The organism is Paraburkholderia phosphatilytica (assembly GCF_003443895.1).
Lineage (GTDB): Bacteria > Pseudomonadota > Gammaproteobacteria > Burkholderiales > Burkholderiaceae > Paraburkholderia > Paraburkholderia phosphatilytica.
Genome location: NZ_QQOA01000047.1, coordinates 17,111 through 43,014, shown reverse-complemented (window position 1 = coordinate 43,014; position 25,904 = coordinate 17,111). Strand labels below are relative to the sequence as shown.

26 protein-coding genes are annotated in these 25,904 nt (G+C 65.2%); 8 read left to right on the top strand and 18 right to left on the bottom strand.

The window, feature by feature from the left end:
• Positions 1 to 41: 41 nt before the first annotated feature.
• From DVS29_RS31770 to DVS29_RS31740, 7 genes are all read right to left on the bottom strand, one after another.
• Positions 42 to 992: an ABC transporter permease gene (locus DVS29_RS31770; protein ID WP_118184496.1), complete on the bottom strand. Its 951-nt coding sequence runs from the start codon at positions 990 to 992 to the stop codon at positions 42 to 44.
• A complete protein-coding gene (locus tag DVS29_RS31765; RefSeq protein ID WP_118184495.1) occupies positions 979 to 2,169 on the bottom strand; it encodes a quaternary amine ABC transporter ATP-binding protein in 1,191 nt (396 codons plus the stop codon). Before DVS29_RS31765 ends, DVS29_RS31770 begins: the two co-directional genes overlap by 14 nt.
• An 89-nt stretch (positions 2,170 to 2,258) precedes the next feature.
• Positions 2,259 to 3,098: an alpha/beta fold hydrolase gene (locus DVS29_RS31760; RefSeq protein WP_118184494.1), complete on the bottom strand. Its 840-nt coding sequence runs from the start codon at positions 3,096 to 3,098 to the stop codon at positions 2,259 to 2,261.
• A gap of 3 nt (positions 3,099 to 3,101) precedes the next feature.
• Positions 3,102 to 4,226, bottom strand: a complete 1,125-nt coding sequence (locus DVS29_RS31755) for an LLM class flavin-dependent oxidoreductase (RefSeq protein ID WP_240655909.1) — start codon at positions 4,224 to 4,226, stop codon at positions 3,102 to 3,104.
• A 38-nt stretch (positions 4,227 to 4,264) separates the two neighbouring features.
• Entirely contained in the window at positions 4,265 to 5,776 is a 1,512-nt protein-coding gene (locus tag DVS29_RS31750) for an aldehyde dehydrogenase (RefSeq protein ID WP_118184493.1), read from the bottom strand.
• 21 nt (positions 5,777 to 5,797) lie between these two features.
• Positions 5,798 to 6,781 (bottom strand): flavin reductase, encoded by a 984-nt coding sequence (locus DVS29_RS31745; protein WP_118184492.1) that lies wholly within the window; start codon positions 6,779 to 6,781, stop codon positions 5,798 to 5,800.
• Positions 6,782 to 6,875: 94 nt separating this feature from the next.
• Positions 6,876 to 8,711: a helix-turn-helix domain-containing protein gene (locus DVS29_RS31740; protein ID WP_118184491.1), complete on the bottom strand. Its 1,836-nt coding sequence runs from the start codon at positions 8,709 to 8,711 to the stop codon at positions 6,876 to 6,878.
• Positions 8,712 to 8,858: 147 nt separating this feature from the next.
• On the opposite strand from DVS29_RS31740, the gene DVS29_RS31735 reads away from it, so the two are divergent.
• Positions 8,859 to 9,449, top strand: coding sequence for an amino acid synthesis family protein (locus tag DVS29_RS31735; protein ID WP_118184490.1), 591 nt, complete (start codon positions 8,859 to 8,861; stop codon positions 9,447 to 9,449).
• Positions 9,450 to 9,467: 18 nt separating this feature from the next.
• On the opposite strand, the gene DVS29_RS31730 is transcribed toward DVS29_RS31735, so the two are convergent.
• Positions 9,468 to 9,932 (bottom strand): Lrp/AsnC family transcriptional regulator, encoded by a 465-nt coding sequence (locus tag DVS29_RS31730; RefSeq protein ID WP_205962556.1) that lies wholly within the window; start codon positions 9,930 to 9,932, stop codon positions 9,468 to 9,470.
• Between the two features lie 94 nt (positions 9,933 to 10,026).
• Here DVS29_RS31730 and DVS29_RS31725 point away from each other — a divergent pair, with 94 nt between their 5' ends.
• The gene (locus DVS29_RS31725) at positions 10,027 to 10,659 is read left to right on the top strand and encodes a LysE family transporter (protein WP_118184509.1); all 633 of its coding nucleotides are present in this window, start codon (positions 10,027 to 10,029) and stop codon (positions 10,657 to 10,659) included.
• Here DVS29_RS31725 and DVS29_RS31720 read toward each other — a convergent pair.
• Complete coding sequence (locus tag DVS29_RS31720) at positions 10,644 to 11,822, bottom strand: enolase C-terminal domain-like protein (protein WP_164708036.1); 1,179 nt, start codon at positions 11,820 to 11,822, stop codon at positions 10,644 to 10,646. The two genes, DVS29_RS31725 and DVS29_RS31720, sit on opposite strands and share 16 nt — an antisense overlap.
• The gene (locus tag DVS29_RS38370) at positions 11,744 to 12,235 is read right to left on the bottom strand and encodes an ABC transporter substrate-binding protein (RefSeq protein WP_420816178.1); all 492 of its coding nucleotides are present in this window, start codon (positions 12,233 to 12,235) and stop codon (positions 11,744 to 11,746) included. The genes DVS29_RS31720 and DVS29_RS38370 overlap by 79 nt, the downstream gene beginning before the upstream one ends.
• Positions 12,236 to 12,432: 197 nt before the next feature.
• Between DVS29_RS38370 and DVS29_RS31710 the strand changes: the two genes are divergently transcribed.
• Positions 12,433 to 12,921, top strand: coding sequence for an Lrp/AsnC family transcriptional regulator (locus tag DVS29_RS31710; protein WP_118184488.1), 489 nt, complete (start codon positions 12,433 to 12,435; stop codon positions 12,919 to 12,921).
• A gap of 128 nt (positions 12,922 to 13,049) precedes the next feature.
• On the opposite strand, the gene DVS29_RS31705 is transcribed toward DVS29_RS31710, so the two are convergent.
• The 7 genes from DVS29_RS31705 to DVS29_RS31675 all read right to left on the bottom strand — a co-directional run bounded on the left by DVS29_RS31705 (position 13,050) and on the right by DVS29_RS31675 (position 19,992).
• Positions 13,050 to 14,099, bottom strand: coding sequence for an ABC transporter substrate-binding protein (locus DVS29_RS31705; protein WP_118184487.1), 1,050 nt, complete (start codon positions 14,097 to 14,099; stop codon positions 13,050 to 13,052).
• Between the two features lie 18 nt (positions 14,100 to 14,117).
• Entirely contained in the window at positions 14,118 to 15,245 is a 1,128-nt protein-coding gene (locus DVS29_RS31700; protein ID WP_118184486.1) for an NAD(P)/FAD-dependent oxidoreductase, read from the bottom strand.
• A complete protein-coding gene (locus tag DVS29_RS31695; protein ID WP_118184485.1) occupies positions 15,238 to 16,671 on the bottom strand; it encodes an FAD/NAD(P)-dependent oxidoreductase in 1,434 nt (477 codons plus the stop codon). The genes DVS29_RS31700 and DVS29_RS31695 overlap by 8 nt, the downstream gene beginning before the upstream one ends.
• On the bottom strand, positions 16,668 to 17,021 hold the full coding sequence (locus DVS29_RS31690; protein ID WP_118184484.1) for a (2Fe-2S)-binding protein: 354 nt from the start codon (positions 17,019 to 17,021) through the stop codon (positions 16,668 to 16,670). Before DVS29_RS31690 ends, DVS29_RS31695 begins: the two co-directional genes overlap by 4 nt.
• Before the next feature lie 78 nt (positions 17,022 to 17,099).
• Positions 17,100 to 17,894, bottom strand: a complete 795-nt coding sequence (locus tag DVS29_RS31685) for an ABC transporter permease (protein ID WP_118184483.1) — start codon at positions 17,892 to 17,894, stop codon at positions 17,100 to 17,102.
• Between the two features lie 75 nt (positions 17,895 to 17,969).
• Positions 17,970 to 18,884, bottom strand: coding sequence for an ABC transporter permease (locus DVS29_RS31680; protein ID WP_118184482.1), 915 nt, complete (start codon positions 18,882 to 18,884; stop codon positions 17,970 to 17,972).
• Positions 18,877 to 19,992, bottom strand: a complete 1,116-nt coding sequence (locus DVS29_RS31675) for an ABC transporter ATP-binding protein (RefSeq protein WP_118184481.1) — start codon at positions 19,990 to 19,992, stop codon at positions 18,877 to 18,879. The genes DVS29_RS31680 and DVS29_RS31675 overlap by 8 nt, the downstream gene beginning before the upstream one ends.
• Positions 19,993 to 20,305: 313 nt before the next feature.
• Here DVS29_RS31675 and DVS29_RS31670 point away from each other — a divergent pair, with 313 nt between their 5' ends.
• Positions 20,306 to 21,160, top strand: a complete 855-nt coding sequence (locus tag DVS29_RS31670) for an IclR family transcriptional regulator (protein ID WP_118184480.1) — start codon at positions 20,306 to 20,308, stop codon at positions 21,158 to 21,160.
• 550 nt (positions 21,161 to 21,710) lie between these two features.
• The gene (locus DVS29_RS31665) at positions 21,711 to 22,298 is read left to right on the top strand and encodes a DUF2867 domain-containing protein (protein WP_240655907.1); all 588 of its coding nucleotides are present in this window, start codon (positions 21,711 to 21,713) and stop codon (positions 22,296 to 22,298) included.
• Positions 22,299 to 22,305: 7 nt separating this feature from the next.
• On the opposite strand, the gene DVS29_RS31660 is transcribed toward DVS29_RS31665, so the two are convergent.
• Positions 22,306 to 23,223 carry a LysR substrate-binding domain-containing protein gene (locus DVS29_RS31660; RefSeq protein ID WP_205962555.1) on the bottom strand — a complete coding sequence of 306 codons (918 nt, stop codon included), beginning with the start codon at positions 23,221 to 23,223 and terminating at the stop codon, positions 22,306 to 22,308.
• Positions 23,224 to 23,338: 115 nt separating this feature from the next.
• Here DVS29_RS31660 and DVS29_RS31655 point away from each other — a divergent pair, with 115 nt between their 5' ends.
• From DVS29_RS31655 to DVS29_RS31645, 3 genes are all read left to right on the top strand, one after another.
• Positions 23,339 to 24,223 carry an alpha/beta fold hydrolase gene (locus DVS29_RS31655; RefSeq protein ID WP_118184477.1) on the top strand — a complete coding sequence of 295 codons (885 nt, stop codon included), beginning with the start codon at positions 23,339 to 23,341 and terminating at the stop codon, positions 24,221 to 24,223.
• Between the two features lie 157 nt (positions 24,224 to 24,380).
• Positions 24,381 to 24,704, top strand: coding sequence for an ArsR/SmtB family transcription factor (locus tag DVS29_RS31650; protein WP_118184476.1), 324 nt, complete (start codon positions 24,381 to 24,383; stop codon positions 24,702 to 24,704).
• A gap of 95 nt (positions 24,705 to 24,799) precedes the next feature.
• On the top strand, positions 24,800 to 25,861 hold the full coding sequence (locus tag DVS29_RS31645; protein WP_118184475.1) for an alkene reductase: 1,062 nt from the start codon (positions 24,800 to 24,802) through the stop codon (positions 25,859 to 25,861).
• Positions 25,862 to 25,904 lie beyond the last annotated feature (43 nt).

Below are 25,904 nucleotides of genomic sequence, written 5' to 3'. Positions count from 1 at the left end.
TGCCCTTGGCGACGTGCATCGCTTGCCGCGCCGTGCTGCCGTTACAACGCTTCTTTCGCGTCGTGCGTGTGCTCGTCGGCGCCGTTGCGCGTCGTGTCGCGATGCCCAACGAACAGGCGCGCAATCGTGTTCAGCAACGTGGCACGCGTTCCAGTGCGCGGCTGCGCGAGCTTCTGCGTGATCCGGTCGAGCATCATCGCGAGCAGTACGATTGCGATACCGCCTACGGCCGCCTGACCGACGTCGAGCCGCCCAAGACCTTGCAGCACGACGAGACCCAGACCTTCGGCGCCGATCATCGCCACGACCACCGACATCACCATCGCAGTGAGCACCGTCTGGTTCAGGCCGCCGAGAATGGTCGGCACCGCGAGCGGCAGCTGCACTTCCCACAACAGCTGACGTTTGTTCGCACCGAACGCGAGCCCGGCCTCGACGATCTCGTGCTCCACCATGCGGATGCCGAGCTGCGTGAAGCGGATCAGCGGCGGCATCGCCGTCGTCACCACCGCCACCTCGCCGGGCACGGTGCCCACGCCGAACAGCATCACGACCGGCACGAGATAGACGAAGGTCGGCGTGGTCTGCATGATGTCGAGCACCGGCCGCACCACGCGCCACACCCGGTCGCTGCGCGCGCAGCAGATGCCGACCGGAATGCCGATCAGCGCGCAGAACACGATCGCGGTCGCGATCAGCGAAAGCGTGGTCATCGCGTCGGACCAGACGCCCAGCACAGCGATGGCCACGAGCGAAAGCGCGCTGAACGTCGCGATGCCTAGACTCGCTGCGCGCCATGCGAGCAGAAACACGATCAGCACCGCGAGCGGGAACGGCAACGCGTGCAGCATGCTGTCGTTGAATGCCAGCATTTTCTCGACCGGCCATTTGATGACCAGGAAGAGCGGCCGCAGATGCAGCGCGACCCATTGCACACCCTGCTGGATCCATTGCGCGATCGGCAGTACCGCGAGATCGTCAGCCTTGAACATGGCGTCCTCCTGCAGCGCTCTGCGCGCCGATACGGGCAAGCAGCTGCCCCACTTCCAGCCGGCCCATCAGACGGCCGGCATCGTCTACCACCGCGATCGGGCCTTCGGTGCCGCAGCGCCCGGCCACGTCGACGAGCCGCGCATCGCAACGCACGCTGACGAAGGGCGCCTGCAGTGGCGGCAACGATGCACCGCCCTTCACCGCCTCGACCTCCGCCGCGTTCAGCGCGCCGAGCACGCGCGCGTCGGTGTCGAGCACAAAGGCCGGACCGGGCGCCCCCGATGCGTCGCCCATCAGCACGCGGCCGGAACGTCGCAGAATCTCCGCGAGCGACGTCATGACCGAGCTCGCGTCGAAGAGCCGCGCGCGGTCCACGTCGCGTGTGAACGCCGCCACGTAGTCGCTGCCGGGCTCGAGCACGATGGATTGCGGTGTGCCTTCGCGCACGAGCTTGCCTTCGGACATGATCGCGATGCGCGTGCCGAGCTTGAGCGCTTCCTGGAAGTCGTGCGTGATGAAGAGGATGGTCTTGTTGAGCGTGCGCTGCAGCCGCAGCAGCTCGTCCTGCATCTCGGTGCGGATCAGCGGATCGAGCGCGCTGAACGCTTCGTCCATGATGAGCATGTCGGCGTCGGTGGCCAGCGCGCGCGCCAGCCCGACACGCTGGCGCATGCCGCCGCTCAGCTCGTGCGGCAGGTGCTGCGACCAGCGCGCGAGGCCCACCACGCTCAGCACCTCTTCCGCCCGGCGGCGACGTGCCGCAGCGGACACGCCGCGCAGCTTCAGGCCGAACTCGACGTTCTCGATCACGCGGCGGTTGGGCAGCAGCGCGAAGTGCTGGAACACCATCGAGATACGGTTGCGGCGCACCTCGCGCAGACCGTGTTCGTCGAGTCCGCAAAGGTCCGTACCGTCGAGCAGGATGCGCCCCGCGCTCGGTTCGTTGAGGCGGTTGATGCAGCGCGCGAGCGTCGATTTGCCGGAACCCGACAGCCCCATGATCATGTAGATCGAGCCCGACGGCACGCTCAGCGTGACGTCGTCGAGGCCGACCACGACGCCCAGCTTCTCCTGCACCTCGGCCTTGCTCGCGCCTTCGCGCAGCATCGCCAGCGCCGGAGCCGGGCGATCGGTGAACACCTTGTACAGATGTTCGATCTTCAAACGCTCACTCATAGTCGTGTCTCCTCACAGCAAATCAGCAGGACGAGGAAGGTTTCGGCAACGTCGAACAGTCGGCTCGCCGCATTCCTCGACGATCGTCTTCAGCGCTCCTCGTGCTGGTCGAGCAGAAAGCGGCGCATCATCGCGGCCACCGTATCCGGCGCTTCGATCAGAATCGAATGACGCAGACCCGGCAGGATCGCGACGCTGGAATTGCGGATGCACTGATGCATGTAGTTCGCCATGCGCGGGTTCGAGCCCTCGTCTTCTTCGCCGGTTGCGATCAGCGTGGGCGTTTTGATCTGATCGATGAACCCGCCGAAATCGGTCTGCGCGAGCACACGATACGCCGCCGCATAGCACGTCGGATCGTTCTCGGCGTTCCGCGCGCGCAGCTGCGAAACCAGTTCGGGATGACGCGCCTGAAACGCTTCGGTCAGCCACCTCGACAACGACGCATCGTAGTGCGCGCCCTGCTCGCCCGCCTGCAGCGCCGCGAGACGCGCGGCCACGCGCTCGCGTTCTTCCGGTGTGCGGCCGGCCACGGTGGACAGCAGCACGAGCTTCTTGAGCACGTCGGGATGCGTGAGCGCGAGACGCTGCGCGATCAGGCCGCCCAGCGAAAAGCCCGCGAGGTCGAAGCGCTCGAAGCCGACATGCGCGGCCAGCGCCAGCACGTCGCCGACGAACTCGTCGATCTCGTAGCGGCCTTTCACGCGCGACGAACGGCCGTGACCGCGCAGGTCGAACGTGAGGACGCGGAACGCGTCGCCGAGACGCGACGCCACGCCATCCCACGCTTCCAGATACGAACCGACACCGTGGATGCAGACGAGCGGCCTGGACCCGCTGCCCTGCAGCCGGTAGTTCAGCTCGACGCCGCGCACCGTGAGCGCGCTGTAGCCGTGCTGGCCCGGCATGACGGAAGCTGGCGCGTTCATCGCTCAGCGCCCCGCGGCCGCGACGTTCGCCACGCCGTTGCGCGCACCCGCCGGCTTGCGCGCATTGTCCCGATCACGGTCGCGCTCGCGCGCCGCGAAATGCGGCATCACCTCGTCGATGAAAAGGCGCAGCGTCTTCTGCTGCAGCTCGAACGGCAGATTGAACGACAGGCCGAGCGTGTACTGGTCGACGCCTTCTTCTTCGTAGACCTGCAGCTTCCTGATCACTTCGTCGGGCGTGCCGAACATCAGGTTTTCGCGGATGCTCTCGGGATCGTAGTTCGAGCGGTTCGCCACGACCTCGTACGGCACGGCTTCCGGAAAACCGTTGCTCACAGTGCCGACGTTCTGCATCAGGTTCTCGAAGGTCCGGCCATAGTCCACGCTGTGACGCACCGCCACCTCCCAGTCCTCCTTGCGGTCGTATACGCAGGTGCGACGCTGCATCATGAAGCGCGGCCGCGGATGTTCAGGATGATCGGCGACGGCCTTGCGGAATTTTTCGCCCAGCACGCGCACTTCGGAAGCCGGAGCGGACAGCGGCGTGGACAGGATGTTCGCGCCAATGCCCACGGCCCAGTCGAAACTGCCCGGATCGCGCGTCGCGACCCAGATCGGCGGATGCGGCTGCTGCAGAGGCTTCGGCACCGAGGTGGCGAGCGGAAACCGCCAGTAGTGCCCTTCATGCGCGTAGTCGCCCTTCCACAGGTTCTTTACCGCGGGCACGAGTTCCTTCATGTACGCGACGCCTTCCTGCTGCGGCATGCCGCCCGCCATGCGGTCGAACTCGTACTGATACGCGCCGCGCGCGATGCCGAATTCGAGCCGGCCTTGCGTCAGGTGATCGCACAGCGCGGCTTCGCCCGCGAGGCGAATCGGCGACCAGTACGGCGCCACCAGCGTCGCGGTGCCGAGGCGGATGCGCTCGGTGTGCTGCGCGAGCCACGTGAGCACGGTGAACGGATTCGGCGAGATCGTGCATTCGATGGTGTGATGCTCGGCGGTCCACAGCGTTTCGAAGCCGCCTTCGTCGGCGAGACGCGCGAGGCGAAGCATGTTGGCCTGCGCCTCATTCATCGAAGCGTCTGGAGAGAAGCGCTCCATGCTCAGCGAGATTGCAAATTTCATTATGGGCTCCTGGTCTTGTTGGAATGACGCGCCGCGCGTCAGCGCAGACGAATCACGAACGGGTCCTGCATCGCGCCGGAATAGTCGATCACCACGTTCTTCAGGCGCGAGAATTCGCGCATCACTTCGAAGCCGCCGCGGCGCCCATAGCCGCTGCGTTTCATGCCGCCGTTCGCCGACATGTAGGCGGCCGAGCGGTACGTGTTGATCCAGACCGTGCCCGCATCGACCTGCCGCGCGAAGCGCATCGCGCGATCGATGTTCTGCGTCCAGATGCCGGCCGCGAGACCGTATTCGGTGTCGTTCGCGAGTTCGATCAATTCCGCTTCGTCGCGAAACGGCACCACGCCGACCACGGGTCCGAAGATCTCGTCCTGCATGAAGCGCATCCTGTTGTGCGCGTGCGTGATCACGGTGGGCTCGTAGTACCAGCCGCGCGCGAGTTCCGAATCCTGCGGCTGCCGGCCGCCGGCCGCGATCTTCGCGCCTTCCTGCACGCCGGACGCCACGTAGCTGCGCACCTTCTCGAGCTGCGCGGCGAGCGCGAGCGGGCCGATGTCGGTGTCGTCCGCGACCGGATGGCCCACCTTCACGCGCCGCGTGCGCTCCACGAGCGCTTCGACGAAGCGCTCGTGCGCCGAGGCCTCGACGAAGCAGCGCGACCCCGCCACGCAGGTCTGCCCCGCCGCCGCGAAAATGCCGGACACCACGCCGTTGACCGCGCGCTCGATGTCCACGTCGGCGAACACCACGTGCGGCGACTTGCCGCCCAGTTCCATCTGGCACGGCACGAGGTTCTGCGCCGCGTTGCCGGCGATCTTGCGGCCCGTCATCGTGCTGCCGGTGAACACGTACTTCGCGACGCCCGGGTGACGCGTCAGCGCGTCGCCCGTCGTCATGCCGTCGCCGCTCACCACGTTGATCACGCCCGGCGGAATGCCTGCTTCGATCGCCAGTTCGGCAAGCGCGAGCGTCGAAGCGGTCGCATGCTCGGACGGCTTCACGACGATCGTGTTGCCGATCGCGAGACACGGCGCGAGCGTGCCGGTCAACATCATCAGCGGCGAATTCCACGGAATGATCATCCCCACCACGCCGATCGGTTCGCGCAGGTTGAAGTTCAGCGTATCGAGCTTGTTGACGGGAATCGTGTCGCCCTGCAGCTTGTCCGCCATCCCGGCGAAGTACAGATACGAGTCCGGAATCGCCCGCATCTGCGCGCGCATTTCCTTCAGCAGCTTGCCGTTGTCGCGGCATTCGATCATCGCGAGTTCGTCGGCATGCTCGCGCACCAGTTCGCCCAGCCGTCGCACCAGCTTGCCGCGATCGGTCTGCGTCATGCGCGCCCACGATGGATGCCTGAACGCCGCCTGCGCCGAACGCACCGCGGTGTCCACGTCGCGCTCGTCGGCCTGCGCGAATTCGTACCAGGGCTCCGCGGTGGTCGGGTCGTAGCTCGGCACGTACTGGCCGCTGTGCGGCCGCGTGAACTGGCCGTCGATGAACAGGTCCAGGCGCGATCCCTGCAGGCTGTCGACTGTCGTCTTCATGGTGTTCCTTTCTGGTCGAGATTACGGATGACGCGCCCACGGCTGTGCCGCGCTCACCATCGCGACACGTCCGCCGTCGTGCGAATCCATGTAGATGCCGAACCGGCCTAACGAGCTTTCGCGCACATAGCGCCGCAGCATCGAGCGCATTTCCACGCTCGCGATGTCGTCGTACGGCAACTGGTCCAGCGGGAAAAACTGGAAGCCATGGGGCAGATTGGGCAGCTCGTCGCCGGCGCGCGGCTGCGCGAGACGCGCGCGATAGATCAGGTAGCCGGAATCGCTGCCGTCGATGTCGAATACGGAGTAGAGGAAGGTGTCGTCGGGCAGCAGTTCGAGTTCGTCGCCGCCGGAGATCGGCAGCCTGCCGTTGGCGAGCCGCCGTGGCGCGCTCGGCAGGACCCAGCCGCGGGCGCCGTCCTTCACGAGCAACACGCTGCCCTGCGCCTCGACGAGATAGCCCGCGGCCATGCCGTGCGATGCGAGCCAGCCGGGCGGCAACGGATCCTTCACCTCGGCGTATCGTCCCCTGCAGAAGCCGAGCGGCGCGGACGGGCTCGTGCCGAATGCCTGCACGCGTCCGATCAACACCATATGGTCGCCGGCGTCGACGCGATCGTGCACGGTGCAGTCGAACCACGTCAGACAGTCGGCGAGCACCGGCGCGCCGGTGTGCACCGTGTCGTGGCTGACGCTCGCGAACTTGTCCCCCGACTTCGACGCGAACAGGTTCGACACATGGGTCTGCTCGGCGCGCAGCAGATTGACGGCGAAGTGTCCGGACGCCTGGAAGGCGGGCGAACTCGCGGCGCTCTTTCCTACGCAGACGAGGAGCAGCGGCGGATCGAGCGAAACCGACGTGAACGAGTTCGCGGTCATGCCGCGTGGACGTCCTTCGGCATCGCGCGTCGTGATGACGGTCACGCCCGTCACGAAGGTGCCGAACGCCCCTCGCAGCGCGATGGGATCGATGACGTTGGGCTTATCCGCGAGTTCGGCTTGCATGTACTTCACCTCGGTGCGTCGTGACGATGAGGTGTAAGTTAAGCGAACTCTTTTTTTGAAACTTCCGCTGGAACGAAGGAGATTTACTGCCGATTCATCTCGCGTTCGACGTATGCGGTTCAGCGCGGTCCTGGAGCGGGCGCGCGGTAGGGCTGCTTTCGATCAGTTGATACAGCTGCAACGCCAGCTCGATCGAGAAGCGCTGTTCGGGCGTTTCGACTTCGATCCCGAACAGGTCGGCGACGCGCGAAAGGCGGTAGCGCAGCGTCGTCACATGCAGTCCCATCGCATCCGCGCACGGCTGACTCCGGCAACCGGAGCGCACGTACGCACTCAGGGTTTCCAGGTAGGCCGAAGCATGTTTGCGGTCATATTCGACCACCTTGCCGATCGCGCCTTCGACGAAGCTGCGCACGTCCGCGGCATCCGCCGCGCCGATCAGCATCGGCAGCGGACCGAGATCCGGCACGCCCATCGCGCCGCTGCGGCCATAGCTGCGCGCGATGCGGATCATGCGCCAGCAGCGCTCCCACTCTTTCGCAAGCGCTTCGAGGCCGCTGCAGGTTTCGCCCAGCACGACGATCGGTTCGTGACCCAGCGTCACGCCCAGCGTGCTCGCCACGCGCTGCGCGAGGCGGCCGATACGTTCGACGTCGGCGCTCTCTTCCTGCGGGACGAGACAGACGAGCCCGCCGCCGACGGTGACCGTATGCGCCGCGACATGCTGCTGCGCGAACAGCTGCGAGACGGCGCGATGCGCATCCGCGGACACGTCGATCGCGGCGTCCGCATTACGTGGGAAATCGATCACCAGCATGCGCAGCGCGGACAGCACCGGCAGCCCCAGCCGTCTCGCGCGATCGACGATGTCCTGCTCGTCGCGCCAGCGCCGCTCGACGATCTCGAAGAACAGTTCGGTCAGCGTGCGGGTTTCGAAGCGGAACTGGATGACGCTGCGCATCAATTGCACGCTGAGCGCGAAACGCGCGCTGTCGATCGTGAGCTTGAAGAGATCGCCTTCGTCGATCGCGCCGAAGAACAGCAGCGCGCCCACCGGCTCGTCGTCGACCATCACCGGTTCGATACGCGCCTCGAGCGTGAGGCCATCGGCGGGATGGAGCATCAGGTTGTCCGTGCGGCGCCGCATCAGCGCGTCGCGCACGGTGGCCAGCATCTCGCGGCCCGACGCGCCGTCGAGCAGTTGTTGCCATGCCGCTTCGTCATGACTGGGCGATAGTGGCGAGCCCGCGGCAAGCAGGCGACCCGCCACGAGATCGGCAATCACAACCGGCGTTTTCAGCAGATCGTGCAGCATCGCGGTCAACGCCTCGATCGACCCGCCCGCGAGCACTTCGCGCAGCAGCGATCCTTGCGCGACCAGCACGTGCCGCAACTGCTCGGCTGCGGCGCTCTGTGCGCGCTGACGATGCGCGCGTTCGATCGCGAGCGCGCCGATATGCACGATGAGCGCCATGAACGCGAGGTCTTCGGCGGACACGTCGGCGATCTTGCGCGCCGCGACGGCGAGCACCATCGGTCTGCCTTCGCTGTCCTTGCTGACCATCGGCATCACGAGCACGGTACGGTAGCCGCGTTCGTGCGCTTCGCGGCGGTAGCCGGGAAACTCCTGCGACTCGCGCGCATCGCGGATATAGACCGGCTCGCCGCGCTGCAACGCGACGAGCGCAGGGCTCGTGGCCAGCTCCCAGCGGTCTTCGAGCGAGCGAGGCAACAGCGTGGTCTCGTAGCGCGACATCACGAACGCGTAGCCGTGGGCCGCATCCACCGTCATGATCGAACCGAGGTCCCACGAACCATGCCGGCACGCGGCCCGGACCAGGTCCCGCAACACCGTATCCAGATCGCCATCGGAATTGATCTGACTGGCGACATCCCGCAGCGACATGACCCGCGATGTTTGGTCCGACATGACTGGTGCATCCTTTTGAGTCGCCTCAATATACGTCAGAACGCAGCGGAAAATAAATGATTCATCCGCCGAAGCGACGGAAGACGCTTCGTGCACGGCTCATTAGCATCTGTTCCATCGCCACCGCTAAACCCAGGAGAGGCAGGAATGGAAACAGGCATCCGCAAGATCGCGACATTCGTCGAAGAGATTCACATCGAAGGCGGCAAGGCCGCGCCGCAGCCGATCACGTCGGTGGTGGTGGCGGCGATTCTTCGCAATCCGTGGGCTCAGCAAGGTTTCGTCGAAAACCTGCGACCCGAGATCATGCGGCTCGCGCCCGCGCTCGGCGCGGAGATGACCCGGCGCCTGCTCGCGATCATGCCGGCGGAGCGCGTCGAAGCGTACGGCAAGGCGGCGGCAGTCGGCGTCAACGGCGAGATCGAGCACGCGTCCGCATTGATCCACACGCTGCGCTTCGGCAATCTGTATCGCGAAGCCGTGAACGGCACGGCGTTCCTGAGCTTCACCAACACGCGCGTCGCGCCCGGCGCAATGCTGTCGGTCCCGATGATCCACAAGTCCGAGACCGGCAAGCGCTCGCACTTCATCACTGCGACGTTTCAGGTTGCCGATGCGCCGGGACCGGATGAAGTGCTGATCGCGATCGGCGCCGCGGACGGCGGGCGCGCGCATCCGCGCATCGCCGACCGGTTCCAGGACATGGCGGAGATGGAAGCCGAAAAGGCGGCAACGTGAAGTCGCGGCGGTCTCAACTCACCGCGACGAACCCGGCGCCACAAGACCACGACGCGGGATGGGCGTGGAAAAGACGATCGACGTGCGCGTCTCGCCGTAGCCGTTGATCGAGCCGAGAAAACGCTCGAGGTCCTCGAGGCTCTGGGACACCACGGTCACGATGTAGGAATCGGCGCCGGCCACGTGATGGCATTCCAGGACCTCGGGCGCGCGGCGCAGCTTGTCGAGAAAGGCCTTCTTGCCAGGCTGCTGCACGGTGATGCCGACCATCGCGCGAACCGCGTAGCCGGCCTGCGCCGGATCCAGTTCGGCGACTACCGAGCGCACCACGCCCGCGTCCTTCAGGCGCTTGAGTCGTTCCACCGTGGCCGGTATCGATAGCCCGGCGGCAAGCGCAAGCGTCTTCAGCGGCGCACGGCCGTCCTCCTGCAACGCTGCCAGCAGCGCCCAGGCTTTCGTGTCGAGCTGCAGCATTTCGGTCATGACGAACTCTGGCCTGAAAAATCGAAGACGAAATCGATTTTCGCTTGGTCTTTCGTTATGTTCAAGCCAAAGGCCCCGCCCGACAATGCTCGACATGAACGCCCTTCTGCCATCCTCCGCATCCGTGCTGTTCGGCCAGTCGCTGCTGATCGGGCTGTCGATCGCCGCGCCGGTCGGGCAGATCGGCTTGCTGGCCATCCAGCGAACCTTGAATCACGGCCGTCTTGCGGGCCTGGCGACCGGTCTGGGCGCAGCATTCGCGGACGCGGCGTACGGCGCCATCGGCGCGTATGGTGTCAGTGGACTGATCGCCTGGCTGCTGGGCGTGAAGCTGTGGCTTGGCCTGTTCGGCGGCGGTTTTCTGCTCTGGCTGGCGTGGCGCATTGCCACCCGGCCCGTGGTACGCAGCGGGCCCCTGCAACGGCCGACCGGTACGCTGCTGCGCTATGTGGCTGGCACCTTCGTGCTGACACTGTCGAACCCGACGACCATCCTGTCGTTCATGGCCGTGTTCGGCGCATTGGCGGGCCGCGCGCCTTCGGCGTCGCCATGGGTCATGGTGGCCGGCGTGCTCGTGGGCTCGGCGCTGTGGTGGGTCATCCTGTCCACCGGCGTGAGCTGGCTGCGCGACCGTTTCAACGACCGCTGGCATCGCGCGGTCAATCTCGGTTCGGCCGCGTTGCTCGCCGGCCTCGGGCTATGGCAACTGGGTCACCTGATCGCCTGATCATCCAGTAGCGTGTTGAACGCGTGCCGCGTCGCCTGTCTCGCTTCGAAACCGATGCCGGGTGCCTCAGGTGCGCTGACCTTCCCTTCGGTCATCAACGTGCTGTCGGCGAAACCGCCGAACGGCTGGAAGCAGAACGGATTGACCTCAGTTCCACCCAGTTCCAGGGCCTGCGCGACATGCAGCGTGAACAGATATCCGCCATGCGGCCAGAACCGTTCGCGATCCCAGCCACGCGCGCCGAGCTCGTTCACGATCTGCAGATAGCCGGGCAAGCCATAGCAATGCACGGGGTCGAACAGCAGCACGTCCTGATGTCTGCGCAAGCCGCCGTGGTCGTCGACCAGCTTCGCTTCGGCGACCGAGAACAGCGCCTCGCCAGCCGCGATCGCACCGTCGTAACGTCGCGCGACACTGGCGAGCGTCGAAAAATCGAGCGGGTCGCAAATGTCTTCGAACCACCACACGCCGAGCGGCGCGAGGGCATCGGCGGCGCGTTGCGCGGTGCCAGGTCCGTACGAGTTCATCGCATTGACAGCGACGTGGTGCGCGCCCCGCATCACCGCCGATACCGCCTCGATCCGCTCGATGTCGCGTTCGAGCGTCGCGGCGCCTGATTTCAGCTTGAAATGCGTATAGCCGAGATCGCGCGCCTGCTTCGCTTCGTTCGTCAGTTGCTGGATATCGTCGTGCGCATAGTAGTAGCCGCCGCCGGCATACGCGCTGACGTTTGCAGCCGGCGTCGTGCCCGGCACGCGGGACGCGGGATACGCGTACAGCGGCAGGTCAGCGAGCTTCGCGGCGAGATCCCAGAGCGCCATGTCGAGCGTGCCGACCGCGACACACCGCTCGCCATGCCCGCCGGGCTTTTCCCCTTTCATCATCACGTTCCACGCGCGCAGCGGATCGAGCTGGCTGCCGCTTTCGTCGGCAAGCTCGTCGAACGATGCCTGCAACAAACGCGGCGTGAAACGCTCCGCGATCAGCCCTTGCTGCCCATACCGCCCGATCGACGAAAAGCCGAAGCCCACCACTGGCTTGCCGGCTCGGATCACGTCGGTGATCACGGCAACCATGCTAGTAGTCAATCCTCCTGACGGAATGGAGGGATCGAGGTAACGGGAGATGGGGATCGTGGCTGCGCGGATATCGATGATTTGCACCAGCTCACTCCGACGGGTTCAAACATGCCGCGTCCCTGCGCGCCGAGTACACGTCGGTGACCAGGATCGGGGAAATCCATGCTGTGGACGGGTACTGGCGTCAGTCGGATCAGGGCCCAACGATTCGGGTCCACGAGTTTCTGGGCGACGGTTACCGCGGTCCTGGGGTCCGCCGCGTCGTCCTGCGAATCCAGTTCGAAGGTAACGAGCTGACCGCCAATGCGGATCTTTCTGCTGTTCAGATCTTCAATTGCCATTCGCACGCCGTTCTCGTCATCCTTGCCGATATGGGCAAGCTCGCCGGTAAGCAGTGAAACCTGGCCAATCCTGACTGTCGTGTCAGCCATGACGGAAGGCGCCGGGACAGCGAACGCCGCGACGATGAAGGCGGAGGTGGTGGTGCGCAGGTTCATGGTTTTTCCAGTAGTACTGCGAAGTGATTGGATTGTCCTGGCGATCATCCGGCAATTCGCATCTCTCGTCGCAGAATGCCCGTGAGCAACCACGTCCGTTTGCTGATCAGCTCGGAAAAGCGCTTGACAGGGAAATTTTATAGCGAAACAAGCATTAATCTTTGTCTAATTGCTGCCTCGATTCGAGAAAAATTCTCATGGCCGCCGAGAACCGACCTGTGGAACTGGACAACTTCGACCTGAAAATACTGGCCATCGTCCAGCGGGACAACCAAACGCCTCACCGCGAAATCGGTGACGAAATCGGCCTGTCGGTGCCTTCGGTCGCGAGGCGCCTGCAGAAGTTGCGCAGTGCGGGCGTGATCGCGGCGGACCGCAGCGTCCTCAATCCCGATGCGCTCGGCTCGCGAGTCACGATCATTACCCACGTCTCCGCGGAGAGCGAAGCGATTGAACTGCTCGACGAGATGAAGGCGAGATTCGAGGCCTGCGAGCTGGTACAACAGTGCTACTACGTCACGGGGGACGTCGATTTCGTCCTGATTTTCTGCACGCGGGACATGGCCGAATACACCGCGCTCACGCGGACGCTTTTCTTTGCAGAAGGAAACGTTCGAAGTTTCCGGACCTTCGTCGCCATGGAGCGAGTGAAAGCGACGCTGGATGTCCCACTGGTGCGTGAATAGCCAGGCTCTCACGCCGGCAGCGTGAGCGCAGTGAGAAGTCGCGAACGGCCCGTCGCTCAGTCCGGCGTACTGCTCCGATCTGCTCGTCAGGACCTCGACGGTCGCCCTGCCGCTCGCTCACTGTGCGCTCATTGCTCGATCTGCTGGTTCCAGCGCTGGTCCCATTGCGCGCGATGCGCATTGATCACGTCCCAGTCCACCACCGTCACTTTCTTCACGAGTTGATTGAGATCGCCGAGGCTCTTCTGCATCTCGGCGGGCATCACCACCTGCTGGTTCGTCGGGATCTGCCGGCTGGTCTCGGCCGCCTTCGTCTGCGACGGCGCCGACAGCAGGAACTGCGCGAGCTTCTGCGCGAGCTGCGGGTCGGGGTTGTTCTTCACCACACACAGGTCGACCAGCAACAGCACCGCGCCTTCCTTGGGGCTCGCATACGCAACCGGCAAACCCTTGGCCTTCAGGTCGCCGACTGCCGTCGGCGTTAGCGGGAAGATGGCCGCTTCGCCAGTCTGGATCATTTCCGACAGCTTCGCCGAGTTCGGGATGTACTCGACCACGTTCGGTCCCACCGTGCTCCCCCACTTCGTGAAGGCCGGCTCGACGTTGCTGTCGCTACCACCCAGGATACGGTTGATCGCGAGAAAGCCATGCAGCCCGAAGGTGCTGCTCGAGGCCGACTGGAACACCACCTTGCCCTTGTATTTCGGATCGGCGAAATCCATCCACGAGGTGGGCGGCGTCCAGCCTTTCTCCGAGAACACCTTGGTGTTGTAGCCGATGCCCGTCATGCCGAGCTGCACGCCCGCGCCCACATCGCCCTTCATGCGCGCGAACGGATAGAGCTGCCTGAGCTCCGGCGTGTCGTCGAGCTTCTCGCACACGCCCATGCTGACCGCGCGCGCCATCACGCCGTCATCCAGGAAAGCCACATGCATCTGCGGGCTGTTGCGATTGGCGAGCAGCTTCGCGAGCACGTCGGACGAGGTGCCGGGCACCACAACCACCTTCACGTTGTTGGCCTTCTCGAAGTCGGGAAATACGCCTGACGTGTAGGCCTTTTCCATCGGTCCGCCATTCATGCCGACATAGATCGTTTTGGTCTGCGACCAGGCGGTAGTGGTGATGCCGAGCGCGATGAGCGCGGCAAGCGAAGCGAGGGTGCGGGACAGTTTTTTCATGGCTCTTCCTTGTTGGATCTAGAGGGCGGCGGGTACGGGACGGCTGGCAAACCGTCCGATCGCGAACGGTTCGATCGGTGTGCTCGTCGCGCCGTCGGCGACGAGGTCGGCAAGCAGTTCGCCCACGCCGGGCGCGAGCAGGAATCCGCCGCCGCAAAAACCGAACGCGTGCAAGAGACGCGGCGTGGTAGCGCTCGGTCCGATGATCGGATTGCCGTCGGGCGTTTCGCCTTCCACGCCGCTCCATGTGCGGATCAGCAATGCGTCGGCGAGACCCGGCAGCAGCGCGCAGGCTTCGCGCATCACGGCGCGGGTCGTGTCGCTGGATGGCTGCGCGTACTCGCCGTCGCCGTGGCCGCGGCCACCGCCGATCACGCAGTTGCCGCGTTCGACCTGGCGCGCGTACACGCCGCCGCCATACACGCCGAGGCTGTGTCCGATGAAACGCGGCAGCGGCTCGGTGACCCACATGTTCGGGTAGATCGGTTTCATCGGCACGGTTTCGCCGAAGCAGCCGGCCACCTTGTTGGACCACGCGCCAGAGGAATTGACGAGCCAGTCGGCGCTGATGCGCTCGTCGCCGGCGCGAAACTGGAAGCGGTTGCCATCGAACGCGAGACCCGCAACTTCGGTTTGCTCGCGCACGTGTGCGCCGGCTGCTCGCGCGGCGGCTGCGAAACCCGGCGACACGAGCCGCGGGTTCGCATGACCATCGCTCGCGCACAGCGAACCGCCGATCGCCGCGGCGCCGAGCCACGGATAGCGGCGGCGGAACGCTGCACCGCTCATCACTTCGGATTCGACGCCATGCTCGCGCGCCATCGCCGACCACGCATGCAACGCGTCGATATCGCTATCGCGCCGCGCGAGCCTCAAATGTCCCGACACCGTGAATTCGCCGTCGATGCCGATAAGCTCAGGCAGGCGGTTCCACACGCGGCGCGCGCGCACCGCGAGCGGCAGCTGTTCCGCGGAGCGCCCCTGAGTGCGTACGCCGCCGTAGTTCACGCCGCTCGCCTGCGCGCCGCAGAAGCGTCGTTCGAACAGGCCCACACTGAAGCCCTTGCGCGCGAGCGCGAGTGCCGTCGATGCGCCGACGAGACCGCCGCCGACGATCGCAACCTGATAGTGGCGCGTGTCACTCATCGTGCGCCTCCTCGGCGGCGATGCGCACGCCGTCGTCGTACAGCATCGGCGAGATCGGGATCGGCTTGACCGGCGCCTGACTGCGCACACGGCCCACCTCGTGCAAAGGCTTGCCGGTCTCGTTGCTCAGCAGCGCGATCGCCGACTCGCCGCACATGCGGCCCTGACAGCGTCCCATGCCGACGCGCGTCAGCGCCTTCAGTCGATTGACCTCATTCGCGAAGCCGCCGCGAATGCATTGGCGCAGTGTGCCGGCGCTGACTTCCTCGCAACGGCACACGGTCATGTCGTCGGGCCAGTGCGCGGCTGCGTGCGCGGGCGGCTCGAACGCCTGCTCGATGCCTGCACGAAACACGGCAATACGCCGCAACTGTCTGTCGATCGTCGCCGCGTCGGGCATGCCCTCATTATGCGGCGGCTCGATGCCGATGTCCTGTAGCAGCGCGAGTGCGGCGCGCCGGCCCGCGAGCTCGGCGGCGTCCGCACCGGCGATGCCCGCGCCGTCGCCTGCGAGATAGACGCCCGCGACCGAGCTGCGGCCTGCGGCATCGCGCTCCGGCAGCCAGCAGCGATTGAGCGCATCGAAGCTGAAGCGGCAGCCTGCGAGATCGGCGAGCTGCGTCTCGGGTCGCAGGCCGAAGCCGAGACCCACGGCATCGCAGGCGAGTACGTGCTCGCGGCCTTTATCGTCGCGCCAGCGGATGCCCTCCACCGCCTGGGCACCGTCGATGCCGGCCAGCGTCACGCCATGCGCGATCCGCACACCGCGCGCCTTCAGCCAGCCGACGTAATAGAGGCCCTTCGCGAAGGTGGCCGGCTGGCTCAGCAGTTTCGGCACCGCTGCTGCCTGACGCGAGAATGGACTCGTGTCCAGCACGGCGGCGATCCGCGCGCCCGCCTTCGCGTACTGATACGCGACGAGATACAGCAGCGGCCCGGTGCCCGCGAGCACAGTGCGCTCGCCGATCGCGCAGCCCTGCGATTTCAATGCAACCTGTGCGCCGCCGAGCGTGTAGACGCCAGGCAAGGTCCAGCCCGGCACCGGCACGATGCGATCGGTCGCGCCGCTCGCGACGATCAGATGCGTGAACGGCACACGCGCCTCGCGGCCTTCGTGCAGCGTGTCGAGCCGGCCCGGCTCGCACGACCACACGAGCGTGTCCGGGCGGTAGTCGAGCATGGGCAGCAGCTTCGCCATGCTCGTGTGCACCGCGTCGGCCTTGCGCGCCTCGAAGCCGTACAGCGCCCGCTTGCTGCGCGCGAAGCCCGCACCGCCCGGCGGCTGACGATAGATCTGGCCGCCCCAGCGCGGGTTCTCGTCGATCACGGTCGGCCGGATGCCTGCGGCAACCAGCGTCTCGGCCGCACGTACGCCGGCCGGCCCGGCGCCGACGATCACGACGCGTTGCGAGGTGTCCGTGCTCATCGGGTCTGCACTCCGGCGGCTGACGGTGCGCCCGCTGTTACGTCTGTCAGCGGGGTGGTGACGATGCGCATGCCCGCGCGCAGCAGCGTCGTGCACGCGCGCAGCCGCGTGCCCTGCTCGTCGCGCACCCAGCAGTCCTGGCAAGCGCCGATCATGCAGAAACCCGCGCGTGGCTCACCGCTGAAATCGCTTGTGCGAACGTGCCGCTGCTGCGTGAGAATCGCGGTCAGCAGCGTATCGCCCGCGAGCGCGGACACCGCGACGCCATCGAGTACGAACGGAAGACGATCGCGCGTGGTCTCGGCGATGCGAACAAGTTGTGGCTGGCGATGCGGTGTGACGGTGCTCATAAGAACTGTGCGCAATGCCTCGATCAATACGGAAACGGTTCACGACAGGCCGCACACTGCAGGCGGCAGATGCAGCGCTCAATGCTGGCCAACGAGAATCCGGTTGAGCCCATAGATGCGATCGAGCAGCAGCATCGCGCCCGCCGTGATGAAAATGACCAGCGCGGACACCGACGCCATCATCGGGTCGATCGATTCGGTCGCGTACATGTACATGCGCACCGGCAGCGTGACCGTCTGCGGCGACGTCACGAAGATCGACATCGTCAGTTCGTCGAAGCTGTTGATGAACGCGAGCAGCCAGCCGCCCGTGATGCCCGGCACGATCATCGGGAAGGTGATGCGGCGAAACGTGGTCCATGCGCTCGCACCGAGCGACGACGCCGCCTGCTCGATGCTACGGTCGAGCCCCGCCACCGACGCGAGCACGAGCCGCATCACGAACGGCGTGACGATGATCATGTGCGCGAGAATCAGCCACGCGAACGAACCCGTCGCGCCGATCATCGCGAAGAAGCGCAGCAACGCGATGCCGAGTACGAGACCCGGAATCACGAGAGGCGAGAGCAGCAGTGCATTCAGGAAACCGCGCCCAGGAAAGCGCGCGCGGCCGATCGCGAGACCCGCAGGCAGACCGACCGCGAGCGACAGCGTGGCTGACGCGAACGCGAGCTTCAGGCTGTTGAAGAACGCGCTGATGAAATCGGGGTACTCGAGAATCGCCCTGAACCAGCGCAGCGACACGCCGTGCGTGGGCAGCGTCAGCGTCTCGTCGGGCGTGAACGCCACCAGCACCACGACGACGAGCGGCGCCAGCACGAACAGGATGACGAGCGTGTGGAACGCGAGAGCGAGCGGTCCGTTTTTGCGCATCTCGATTGGCCTGGTTTGATCTGCCGGGTTGTTCCGACGGTTAATCCGGTATCCTGATTATTCAGCGAATCCGCGTCAGCCCATGCTGCGGGCGTAGCGGCGTTCGAGCACGCGGTAGTACGTGAGCATCACCACGAGGTTCGCGACCAGCAGTAGTATCGCGATCGTCGCGCCGAGCGGCCAGTTCATCGAACTCAGGAACTGGTCGTAGACGGTGGTCGCCGCGACTTTCAAACGGCGCCCGCCGAGCAGGCCCGGAATCGCGAAAGCGCTGGCCGACAGCCCGAACACCATCAGGCTGCCCGACAGGATGCCGGGCATCAGCTGCGGCAACACGATGCGCCGCAGGGTCGTGGCGGGCGAGGCCATCAGCGACAGCGCCGCGTTCTCGGTCTGCGGATCGAGCCGCTGCAATGCGGTCCACACGGGGATCACCATGAACGGCAGCATCACGTGCACGAGCGCGATGACGATCGCGAAGGTCGTGTATTCGAGCTTGAACGGACCCGTGCCGAACAGGCCGAACAACTGGTTCACGAGGCCGTTCATGTTGAGCAGCATGCTCCAGCCGAACGCGCGCACCACCACCGAGACGAGCAGCGGCGCGAGGATCGCGAGCAGGAACAGCGAACGCCACGGGTCACGCATGCGCGACAGGATGTAGGCCTCGGGCGTGCCGATCGCCGCGCACAGCACCGTGGTCAGCGCCGCGATGCCGAAGGTGCGCAGGAAGATCGTATGGAAGTAAGACGAGCCCAGCACCTTGCTGTAGTTGTGCAGGTCGAACGCGGCGATCGGGCCGATCGACGGATCGAAACGATAGAAGGTGAGCGCGAGCGTCATCGCGAGCGGTACCAGCACCAGCGCCGTGAACAGCAGCATCGCGGGCGCGCTCATGATCCAGAGCGGCAGCCACGCGCGCCAGCGGGCACGGGCAGCCGCGTTCGATGCGGGCGGAACAGGTTGCGAGGCGGGCAGCGTGCTAGCCATGCGCACGCTCCAGCGGAATGAAGCGCAGCGCGTCGCTGTGCCAGTCGATGCCCACGTGGTCGCCTTCGGCCAGCGGTTCGTTGCCTTCGTTCTGGCAGCACACGAGCATTTCCCCCGCGCGGCTGTCGAGCCGGTACAACCACTGGCTGCCGAGGAAGAAACGGCTCGTCACGCGGCCATCGAGCCGGCCCGCGGACGGCGCGCACAGCTTGAGTTTTTCCGGGCGGATGCAGGTGGTGATCGCATCGCCGACGTTGATCGTGCGCGCCTGAGTGCCTGTCTGGCCGTTCGTTTGCCCCGTCACCTGCGCGGTCGAGCCGGTTGCCACGAGATCGTGCCCGAGATCGACGCGGATCGTGTCGCCTTCGTGCGAGACGATGCGTCCGGCCAGCATGTTGGCCTTGCCGATGAACTGCGACACGAAGTCGTTCTCCGGGCGCTCATACGCACGGTAAGGGGTGTCGACCTGCGTAATGCGGCCGCTTTCCATCACCACCACGCGATCGCTGATCGACAGCGCTTCGGACTGGTCGTGCGTGACCATCAGCGTGGTGGTGCCGATCTTGCGCTGGATGCCGCGCAGCTCGAACTGCATTTCCTCGCGCAGTTTCGCGTCGAGGTTCGACATCGGTTCGTCGAGCAGCAGCACCGGCGGCGCGATGACGATCGCGCGTGCGATCGCGACGCGTTGCCGCTGGCCGCCCGACAGTTCGCGCGGAAAGCGGTGCGCATACGCGTCGAGCCGCACCAGCGAGAGCGCCTCGCGAATGCGATCGCGCCGCTCGCTCCTGTCGATGCCGCGCATTTCGAGCCCGAAGCTCACGTTCTCTTCGACGCTCATGTGCGGAAACAGCGCGTAGCTCTGGAACACGATCCCGAGTCCGCGGCGGTTCGGCGGCATCTGCGTGATGTCGCGCCCGTCGATCGCGATGCGTCCGCGCGTGGTTTCGATGAAGCCCGCGATCATCTGCAGCGTCGTGGTCTTGCCGCAACCGGACGGCCCGAGCAAGGACACGAACTCGCCCTTCTCCACCGACAGGTTGAGCCCGACCACCGCGTGCAGGTCGCCGAACGACTTCGAAACATCCGTCAAGGTGAGGAACGACATGGTCTGCCCTTTCGGTGAAGACACTGGCTGAATCGATCGCGTGCGATGGCCTGACTCGATGGCCTGACTCTAGCCAGCCAAATTATTGAACGTCAAACTGAAATTCCATTGAACGGTAGTATTTCTAGAATTATTCTGCTCAATGGAATTAATCATCGCATTCGCCGACGAACATTTCGCCGGATGATCTGCGGGATATCCCTGGCGCTTTGCCAAAACACGGTAATGCGTGCAAGCTGCGGCTCTTGCACGGCAATTGGCCGAGATCGTATTCATTCCACTGAACGGAATGTTTTCACCAGAGTGAACAGGTATGGACGAGCAGGACGGAGTGCAGGGTGACGACGCGCGCGGCGCCGGAGTGCTGCAACGGGCGTTCGCGGTGATCCGCGCGTTGAGCGCGAGCCAGACCGAAGGCAGCCGCGTAACGGCGGTCGCACGCGCAGTCGGTCTGACCCAGGCGACGGTGCATCGCCTGCTGCAGTCGCTGATCGCGGAAGGCGTGGTCGAGCAGGACGAGCGCTCGAAGCGCTACCGGCTCAGTGTCGATTTTTTCGTGCTTGCCGCGCAGGCGGGCAATCAGAGCGGCATCCGCACGTTGTGTCGGCCCGCGCTGCTGCGGCTATGCGCGAGTCTTGGCGACACGATTTTCCTGCTCGTGAAAAGCGGCTTCGACGCGGTGTGTCTCGACATGTGCGAAGGTCCGTTCCCGATCCGCTCGTTCACCGGCGATATCGGCGGACGCGTGGCGCTGGGGGTGGGCCAGGGCAGCCTCGCGATCCTCGCGTTCCAGCCGGAAGAAGAGCGCGAGGAAATCATCCGCTTCAACGTGCCGCGGCTGCGCAACTATGGCGTGCTCGACGAGGTGTATCTGCGCACGGAAATCGAACGGGTGCGCCGGCTCGGCTACGCGGGCCAGAATACCGGCGTGCTGGATGGCATGGCGGGTGTCGCCGTGCCGGTCTTCGATCACAACGGCTGTGCGATCGCGGCACTGAGCGTCGGCACGCTGTCCGCCCGCTTGAACGAAGAACGCCTGCCGATGGTGGTCGAACTGCTCAAGCGCCAGGCGGAGGCCCTCGGCCCGAAGATCAATCCGTTCGATGCGATCGCGCGTCGTCCGTTACGCGGGTCGGCTAACACGCATCTGGTTGGGCCGGCGGAGTGAGGTTAGTCGCTGCATGGGGAGGTTGGCGTTCAGTCAGTCTCATGCTTGCGATGGCAAGAGTGAGGGTGCCGGTAGTACTGCCGCGATAGTGCGACCTATCGCGGCCAGCGGTCCGCGCACGCACGTCGTCGACGCAGCGATTCTGGTACTCCACCTAGCCACGCGCGTGCGCGTTGCTCGAACTTGCGCGCGCGTCACAAGAAGTAGGACTCCATAATAGAAGTCGTATGTTCAATCCTTAACATGCCCGTCCTGCGGCATATTCGATCAGAGGGTTTGGCATCAGTTCGTGCCCGGGGTACGCAGTGGCCTGACGACGCTTCCGGTATCGCGTTCCATTGACGACGGTACCGGCACGGCCAGTGTCGAACCTTCACTATGTGGCTCGTCCGCCAGCACGGGAGGATTGAGGTGGCAGGACACAAGGACGGCCGTATGATGAGCACACTGCCGGCCTGTTGACAGCACTTCCTGTCTCGTGCCGGTCAGGCAGACCGTCTTAGGCGTCGAGAGTTGGCCGGTCCACGGCTCATAAGACATCCGAGGGCTGGTGGACCAGCCGCTGTCCAGAAAGGGATATGCAATGTTTCAACCTCACGGTTCTTCGAACTTTTTGCCGGGCGCCGTGCATGCGGTAACGCCTCCGGTCGAGAGCGCGATTTCGTCGCTCTACTCGGGCTCCAATCTGGCGGATGCCTTCGCTGTCACGTTTCCCGCTGGATCTCCTCGCGACATCAATTTGCTGGCCGAGACGGCGCTGAGTAATCCGCCGACGTGGATTGCGGCGCTCATCAGTTTACGGGACCGCATCATGTCAGGGTTCGGGGTAACAACGTCACGAGAAATGCGCGCGAGACTGGAGCGGAATGGGCAAGACCGCATCGGCTTCTTCCGTGTGTACTCGAGAAGTGACACCGAGATAGTTCTTGGCGATGTCGATGTTCACCTGGACTTCAAGGCATCCTTTCTACTTCGACTCACTGCGGACGGACGGCAGGAACTCGTCGTCACGACAGTTGTTTTCTGCCACAACTTGCTCGGACGAACGTACCTGCGGGCGATTGAGCCGTTCCATCGTGTCGTCGTACGCACATTTCTGAGTCGTGCAGCCACGTCGCTCGCACCTGGCGGACACTGAGCGCTATCTATCGCTCTGGTGCGAGCAGCGTCCTGACGCGCCGCCCGAAGCGGTCATGCTGTCCAACCTCGCGGCACGCGTCGATCAGCGCCCGGTTGGCGGATGTGGCTTCGCGCGCGAACGCATAGAAACCCACAGTGGGCAGGTCCGGCAAGCGCTCCGCGCGTCCGAGTTCGCGCAAACCGTCGCGCAGCTGACTGCGTGCGAGCAGCGTAACCGCCAGCCCCGATAGCGCCGCCGACATGCATCCCGCCATACTGCTGCTCTCGAATACCAGCCGCCAGCCGCGGGTCGCCGCACCGAGCGCCGTGAAGGCGGCGTCGCGATATGCACAGGGCTCGGGAAACACGGCCAGCGGCACGTCGCGCAGCGGGTCCAGTTCACGCTCCGCGCTGTACGCCCAGACCAATGGCTCCTGCCACAGCAGCACGCCGGCATCGCCCACATCGGCGCATTGCTTGCCGAACACGATATCGATCCGCTCGCGCCGCTGCCTGCGCAGCAGATCGGCCGTGATACCGACTCTCAGCTCGATCGACGCCTTCGGATGCAGCCGATGAAAATCCTGCAGCACGTGAGGCAGCCAGGTACCGGCGAAATCCTCCGATGCGCCGATCCGCAAGCGGCCCGCGATCGGTTTGCCCTTCAGCTTCGCGCGGGCTTCGCGTTCCAGATCGAGGATGCCGCGCGCGTACGTGTAAAGCGTCTCGCCGGCTTCGGTCAGGTCCATGCGCCGCGTGGTGCGCACGAACAATGCGGCATCGATCGCCTGTTCGAGCCGCTTGATGTGGCCGCTTACCGCGGACGGCGTGATCGCGAGCCGGTCCGCGGCCTGCGCGAAACTGCCGCTGCCCACCACTTCGACGAAGGTGCGCAACAGCAGCATGTCGAGCTGATGCGCGCTCGAAGTCACGATATCGCTCATGGGGAGGCCTCGATCCATTCAACGCAAATCATCATCAGTTGATCACGATTATTCACGATTCGTGAGCGACTGTGAAGCTAGGCTAGGTGTTCCGGTACAACCACAGAGCATCTCGATGAACGAATACCAAATCGCACTCACGCCGCGACTCGAAATCGGCTATCTGGAATGGAATCCGGCAGGCAACCGCACTGCCGTGCTGATGCACGGCTGGCCGGATAGCCCGGCATGCTGGCAAGCCGTCGCGGCGCAGCTTGCCGGGGCCGGATTTCGCGTACTCGCACCGGCGTTGCGCGGCTTCGCGCCCACGCGCTTCCGCCACGCCCAGACACCGCGCAGCGGCCAGCTGTCGGCGCTAGGCCGCGATCTGCTGGACTTCATCGATGCGCTCGGCCTGCAACGACCCGCGCTGATCGGTCATGACTGGGGAGCGCGTGCCGCGGCGAATGCCTGTGGTCTACGCGCTTCCGTGGCGTCGCACCTCGTGATGCTGTCGGTCGGCTACGGCACGAACGATCCGCATCAGGTCATCCCGCTCACACAGGCGCGCAACTACTGGTATCACTGGTACATAGCCACGCCGCGCGGCGAACGGTCCGTGCGCGAGGATCGCGTGGCGCTGGCGCGCGAAATGTGGAACACGTGGTCGCCGGCGGGATGGTACCAGGACGCCGATTTCGACGAGATGCTGCCGGCGCTTCACGGCCCGGACTGGGCGGACGTGGTGCTGCACTCGTACCGGCACCGATGGGCCTTCGTGGAAGGCGATCCAGACTATGCGCCGGACGACGCGGCGCTGATTCCCGCGCCCGCGCTCAACGTTGCGACGCTCGTGCTGCACGGCGGCGCGGACAGCTGCAACCATCATGATAGTTCGGCGGGCAAGGAACGCTTCTTCCTGAACCGCTACGAGCGGATCGTCATCGACGGCGTCGGGCATTTTCCGCAACGGGAAGCCCCGCGTGACGTGGCCGACGCGATTTTGCGGTTTTGCGTATGAACCTCAGGCGGTGTGGGGCTCCCCAGAGATTGCCCGACCGCAATCCCCCACCCCCAGTAAGCCCAACCTTGAATATCGTTAACTAACGATATATGATTCGTCCTGTAGCGATGCAGACTTCGGGCAACTCCGATACGGGGTTGCCCGCCGTACGTTTATGACAACCGAAACCGCCCAGCTCAAGCTCGACATTGACGCCATTCACAAAGCGCTCGCCAACCCCGTGCGCCGCGAGATTCTGGCGTGGCTGCGCGAGCCGCAAGCGTATTTCGCAGATCAGGAACTCGCGCTCGAGCACGGCGTGTGCGCCGGCAAGATCGATGAGCGCTGCGGCCTGTCGCAGTCCACGGTTTCCGCGCATCTCGCCACGTTGCAGCGCGCGGGGCTGATCACGTCGAAGCGCGTTGGCCAGTGGGTGTTCTTCAGGCGCAACGACGCCGTGATCGAAGCGTTTCGGATGCACATGAACGAGCAGCTCTGAGCTGCGCATCGCGCATCCAGGGGCTTCCCCGGATATCCCTTCATGCAGTCATGACAGCAAGCGGGTCCAGTACCCGCAAAGCCGAGGTAATTAGTATGCCTACTCTTTTCGATCCGATCCAGATCGGCGACCTGACCCTGCCTAACCGCGTCTTCATGGCGCCGCTCACGCGGCAGCGCGCCGGCGACATTCGCGTGCCGAACGCGCTGATGGCGAAGTACTACGCCGAGCGCGCGTCGGCGGGGCTGATCCTCAGCGAAGCGACGTCGGTCACGCCGCAGGGCGTCGGTTACGCGGCCACGCCCGGCATCTGGTCCGACGAGCAGGTCGAAGGCTGGAAGCTCGTGACGGAAGCGGTGCACGCGCAAGGCGGCCGGATCTTCCTGCAGCTGTGGCACGTCGGCCGTATTTCGGATCCGATGTTCCTCGACGGCGAAGTGCCGGTCGCGCCGAGCGCGATCGCTGCCGGCGGTCACGTGAGCCTCGTGCGTCCGCAGCGTCCGTTCGTGACGCCGCGCGCGCTCGATCTCGACGAACTCCCCGGCATCGTCGCCGCGTACCGCCATGGCGCGGAAAACGCGAAGAAGGCCGGCTTCGACGGCGTGGAAGTGCACGGCGCGAACGGCTACCTGCTCGACCAGTTCCTGCAGGACAGCACGAACCAGCGCACCGACGCTTACGGCGGCCCGATCGAAAACCGCGCGCGTCTGCTGCTGGAAGTAGTGGATGCGTGTATCGACGTGTGGGGCGCCGATCGAGTCGGCGTGCACCTCGCGCCGCGCGGCGATGCACACACGATGGGCGATTCGGACCCGGCCGCAACCTTCGGCTATGTCGCGCGCGAACTCGGCACGCGCAAGATCGCGTTCATCGCCGCCCGCGAAGCGCTCGGCGACAACCGCCTCGGCCCGCAGCTGAAGCAGGCGTTCGGCGGCGTGTACATCGCGAACGAAAAGTTCACGAAAGACAGCGCGCAGCAGGTGCTCGACGCCAGCGAAGCGGATGCCGTCGCATGGGGTCAGCTCTTCATCGCGAACCCGGACCTCCCGCGCCGCTTCGCGATCGACGCCACGCTCAACACGCCGAATCCGTCCACCTATTACGCGGAAGGCGAAACGGGCTACACGGACTACCCGTCGCTCGAAAACGTGGCCTGAGCGAAGCTTGCTGAAACGACGGCAGCGTGCGCGCCCCGGTGGC

Excerpts from the sequence above, each read along its gene's own strand:
- DVS29_RS31770 (WP_118184496.1), bottom strand. The coding sequence starts at position 992 with ATGTTCAAGGCTGACGATCTCGCGGTACTGCCGATCGCGCAATGGATC.
- DVS29_RS31765 (WP_118184495.1), bottom strand. The coding sequence starts at position 2,169 with ATGAGTGAGCGTTTGAAGATCGAACATCTGTACAAGGTGTTCACCGAT.
- DVS29_RS31760 (WP_118184494.1), bottom strand. The coding sequence starts at position 3,098 with ATGAACGCGCCAGCTTCCGTCATGCCGGGCCAGCACGGCTACAGCGCG.
- DVS29_RS31755 (WP_240655909.1), bottom strand. The coding sequence starts at position 4,226 with ATGAAATTTGCAATCTCGCTGAGCATGGAGCGCTTCTCTCCAGACGCT.
- DVS29_RS31750 (WP_118184493.1), bottom strand. The coding sequence starts at position 5,776 with ATGAAGACGACAGTCGACAGCCTGCAGGGATCGCGCCTGGACCTGTTC.
- DVS29_RS31745 (WP_118184492.1), bottom strand. The coding sequence starts at position 6,781 with ATGCAAGCCGAACTCGCGGATAAGCCCAACGTCATCGATCCCATCGCG.
- DVS29_RS31740 (WP_118184491.1), bottom strand. The coding sequence starts at position 8,711 with ATGTCGGACCAAACATCGCGGGTCATGTCGCTGCGGGATGTCGCCAGT.
- DVS29_RS31735 (WP_118184490.1), top strand. The coding sequence starts at position 8,859 with ATGGAAACAGGCATCCGCAAGATCGCGACATTCGTCGAAGAGATTCAC.
- DVS29_RS31730 (WP_205962556.1), bottom strand. The coding sequence starts at position 9,932 with ATGACCGAAATGCTGCAGCTCGACACGAAAGCCTGGGCGCTGCTGGCA.
- DVS29_RS31725 (WP_118184509.1), top strand. The coding sequence starts at position 10,027 with ATGAACGCCCTTCTGCCATCCTCCGCATCCGTGCTGTTCGGCCAGTCG.
- DVS29_RS38370 (WP_420816178.1), bottom strand. The coding sequence starts at position 12,235 with ATGAACCTGCGCACCACCACCTCCGCCTTCATCGTCGCGGCGTTCGCT.
- DVS29_RS31710 (WP_118184488.1), top strand. The coding sequence starts at position 12,433 with ATGGCCGCCGAGAACCGACCTGTGGAACTGGACAACTTCGACCTGAAA.
- DVS29_RS31705 (WP_118184487.1), bottom strand. The coding sequence starts at position 14,099 with ATGAAAAAACTGTCCCGCACCCTCGCTTCGCTTGCCGCGCTCATCGCG.
- DVS29_RS31700 (WP_118184486.1), bottom strand. The coding sequence starts at position 15,245 with ATGAGTGACACGCGCCACTATCAGGTTGCGATCGTCGGCGGCGGTCTC.
- DVS29_RS31695 (WP_118184485.1), bottom strand. The coding sequence starts at position 16,671 with ATGAGCACGGACACCTCGCAACGCGTCGTGATCGTCGGCGCCGGGCCG.
- DVS29_RS31690 (WP_118184484.1), bottom strand. The coding sequence starts at position 17,021 with ATGAGCACCGTCACACCGCATCGCCAGCCACAACTTGTTCGCATCGCC.
- DVS29_RS31685 (WP_118184483.1), bottom strand. The coding sequence starts at position 17,894 with ATGCGCAAAAACGGACCGCTCGCTCTCGCGTTCCACACGCTCGTCATC.
- DVS29_RS31680 (WP_118184482.1), bottom strand. The coding sequence starts at position 18,884 with ATGGCTAGCACGCTGCCCGCCTCGCAACCTGTTCCGCCCGCATCGAAC.
- DVS29_RS31675 (WP_118184481.1), bottom strand. The coding sequence starts at position 19,992 with ATGTCGTTCCTCACCTTGACGGATGTTTCGAAGTCGTTCGGCGACCTG.
- DVS29_RS31670 (WP_118184480.1), top strand. The coding sequence starts at position 20,306 with ATGGACGAGCAGGACGGAGTGCAGGGTGACGACGCGCGCGGCGCCGGA.
- DVS29_RS31660 (WP_205962555.1), bottom strand. The coding sequence starts at position 23,223 with ATGAGCGATATCGTGACTTCGAGCGCGCATCAGCTCGACATGCTGCTG.
- DVS29_RS31655 (WP_118184477.1), top strand. The coding sequence starts at position 23,339 with ATGAACGAATACCAAATCGCACTCACGCCGCGACTCGAAATCGGCTAT.
- DVS29_RS31650 (WP_118184476.1), top strand. The coding sequence starts at position 24,381 with ATGACAACCGAAACCGCCCAGCTCAAGCTCGACATTGACGCCATTCAC.
- DVS29_RS31645 (WP_118184475.1), top strand. The coding sequence starts at position 24,800 with ATGCCTACTCTTTTCGATCCGATCCAGATCGGCGACCTGACCCTGCCT.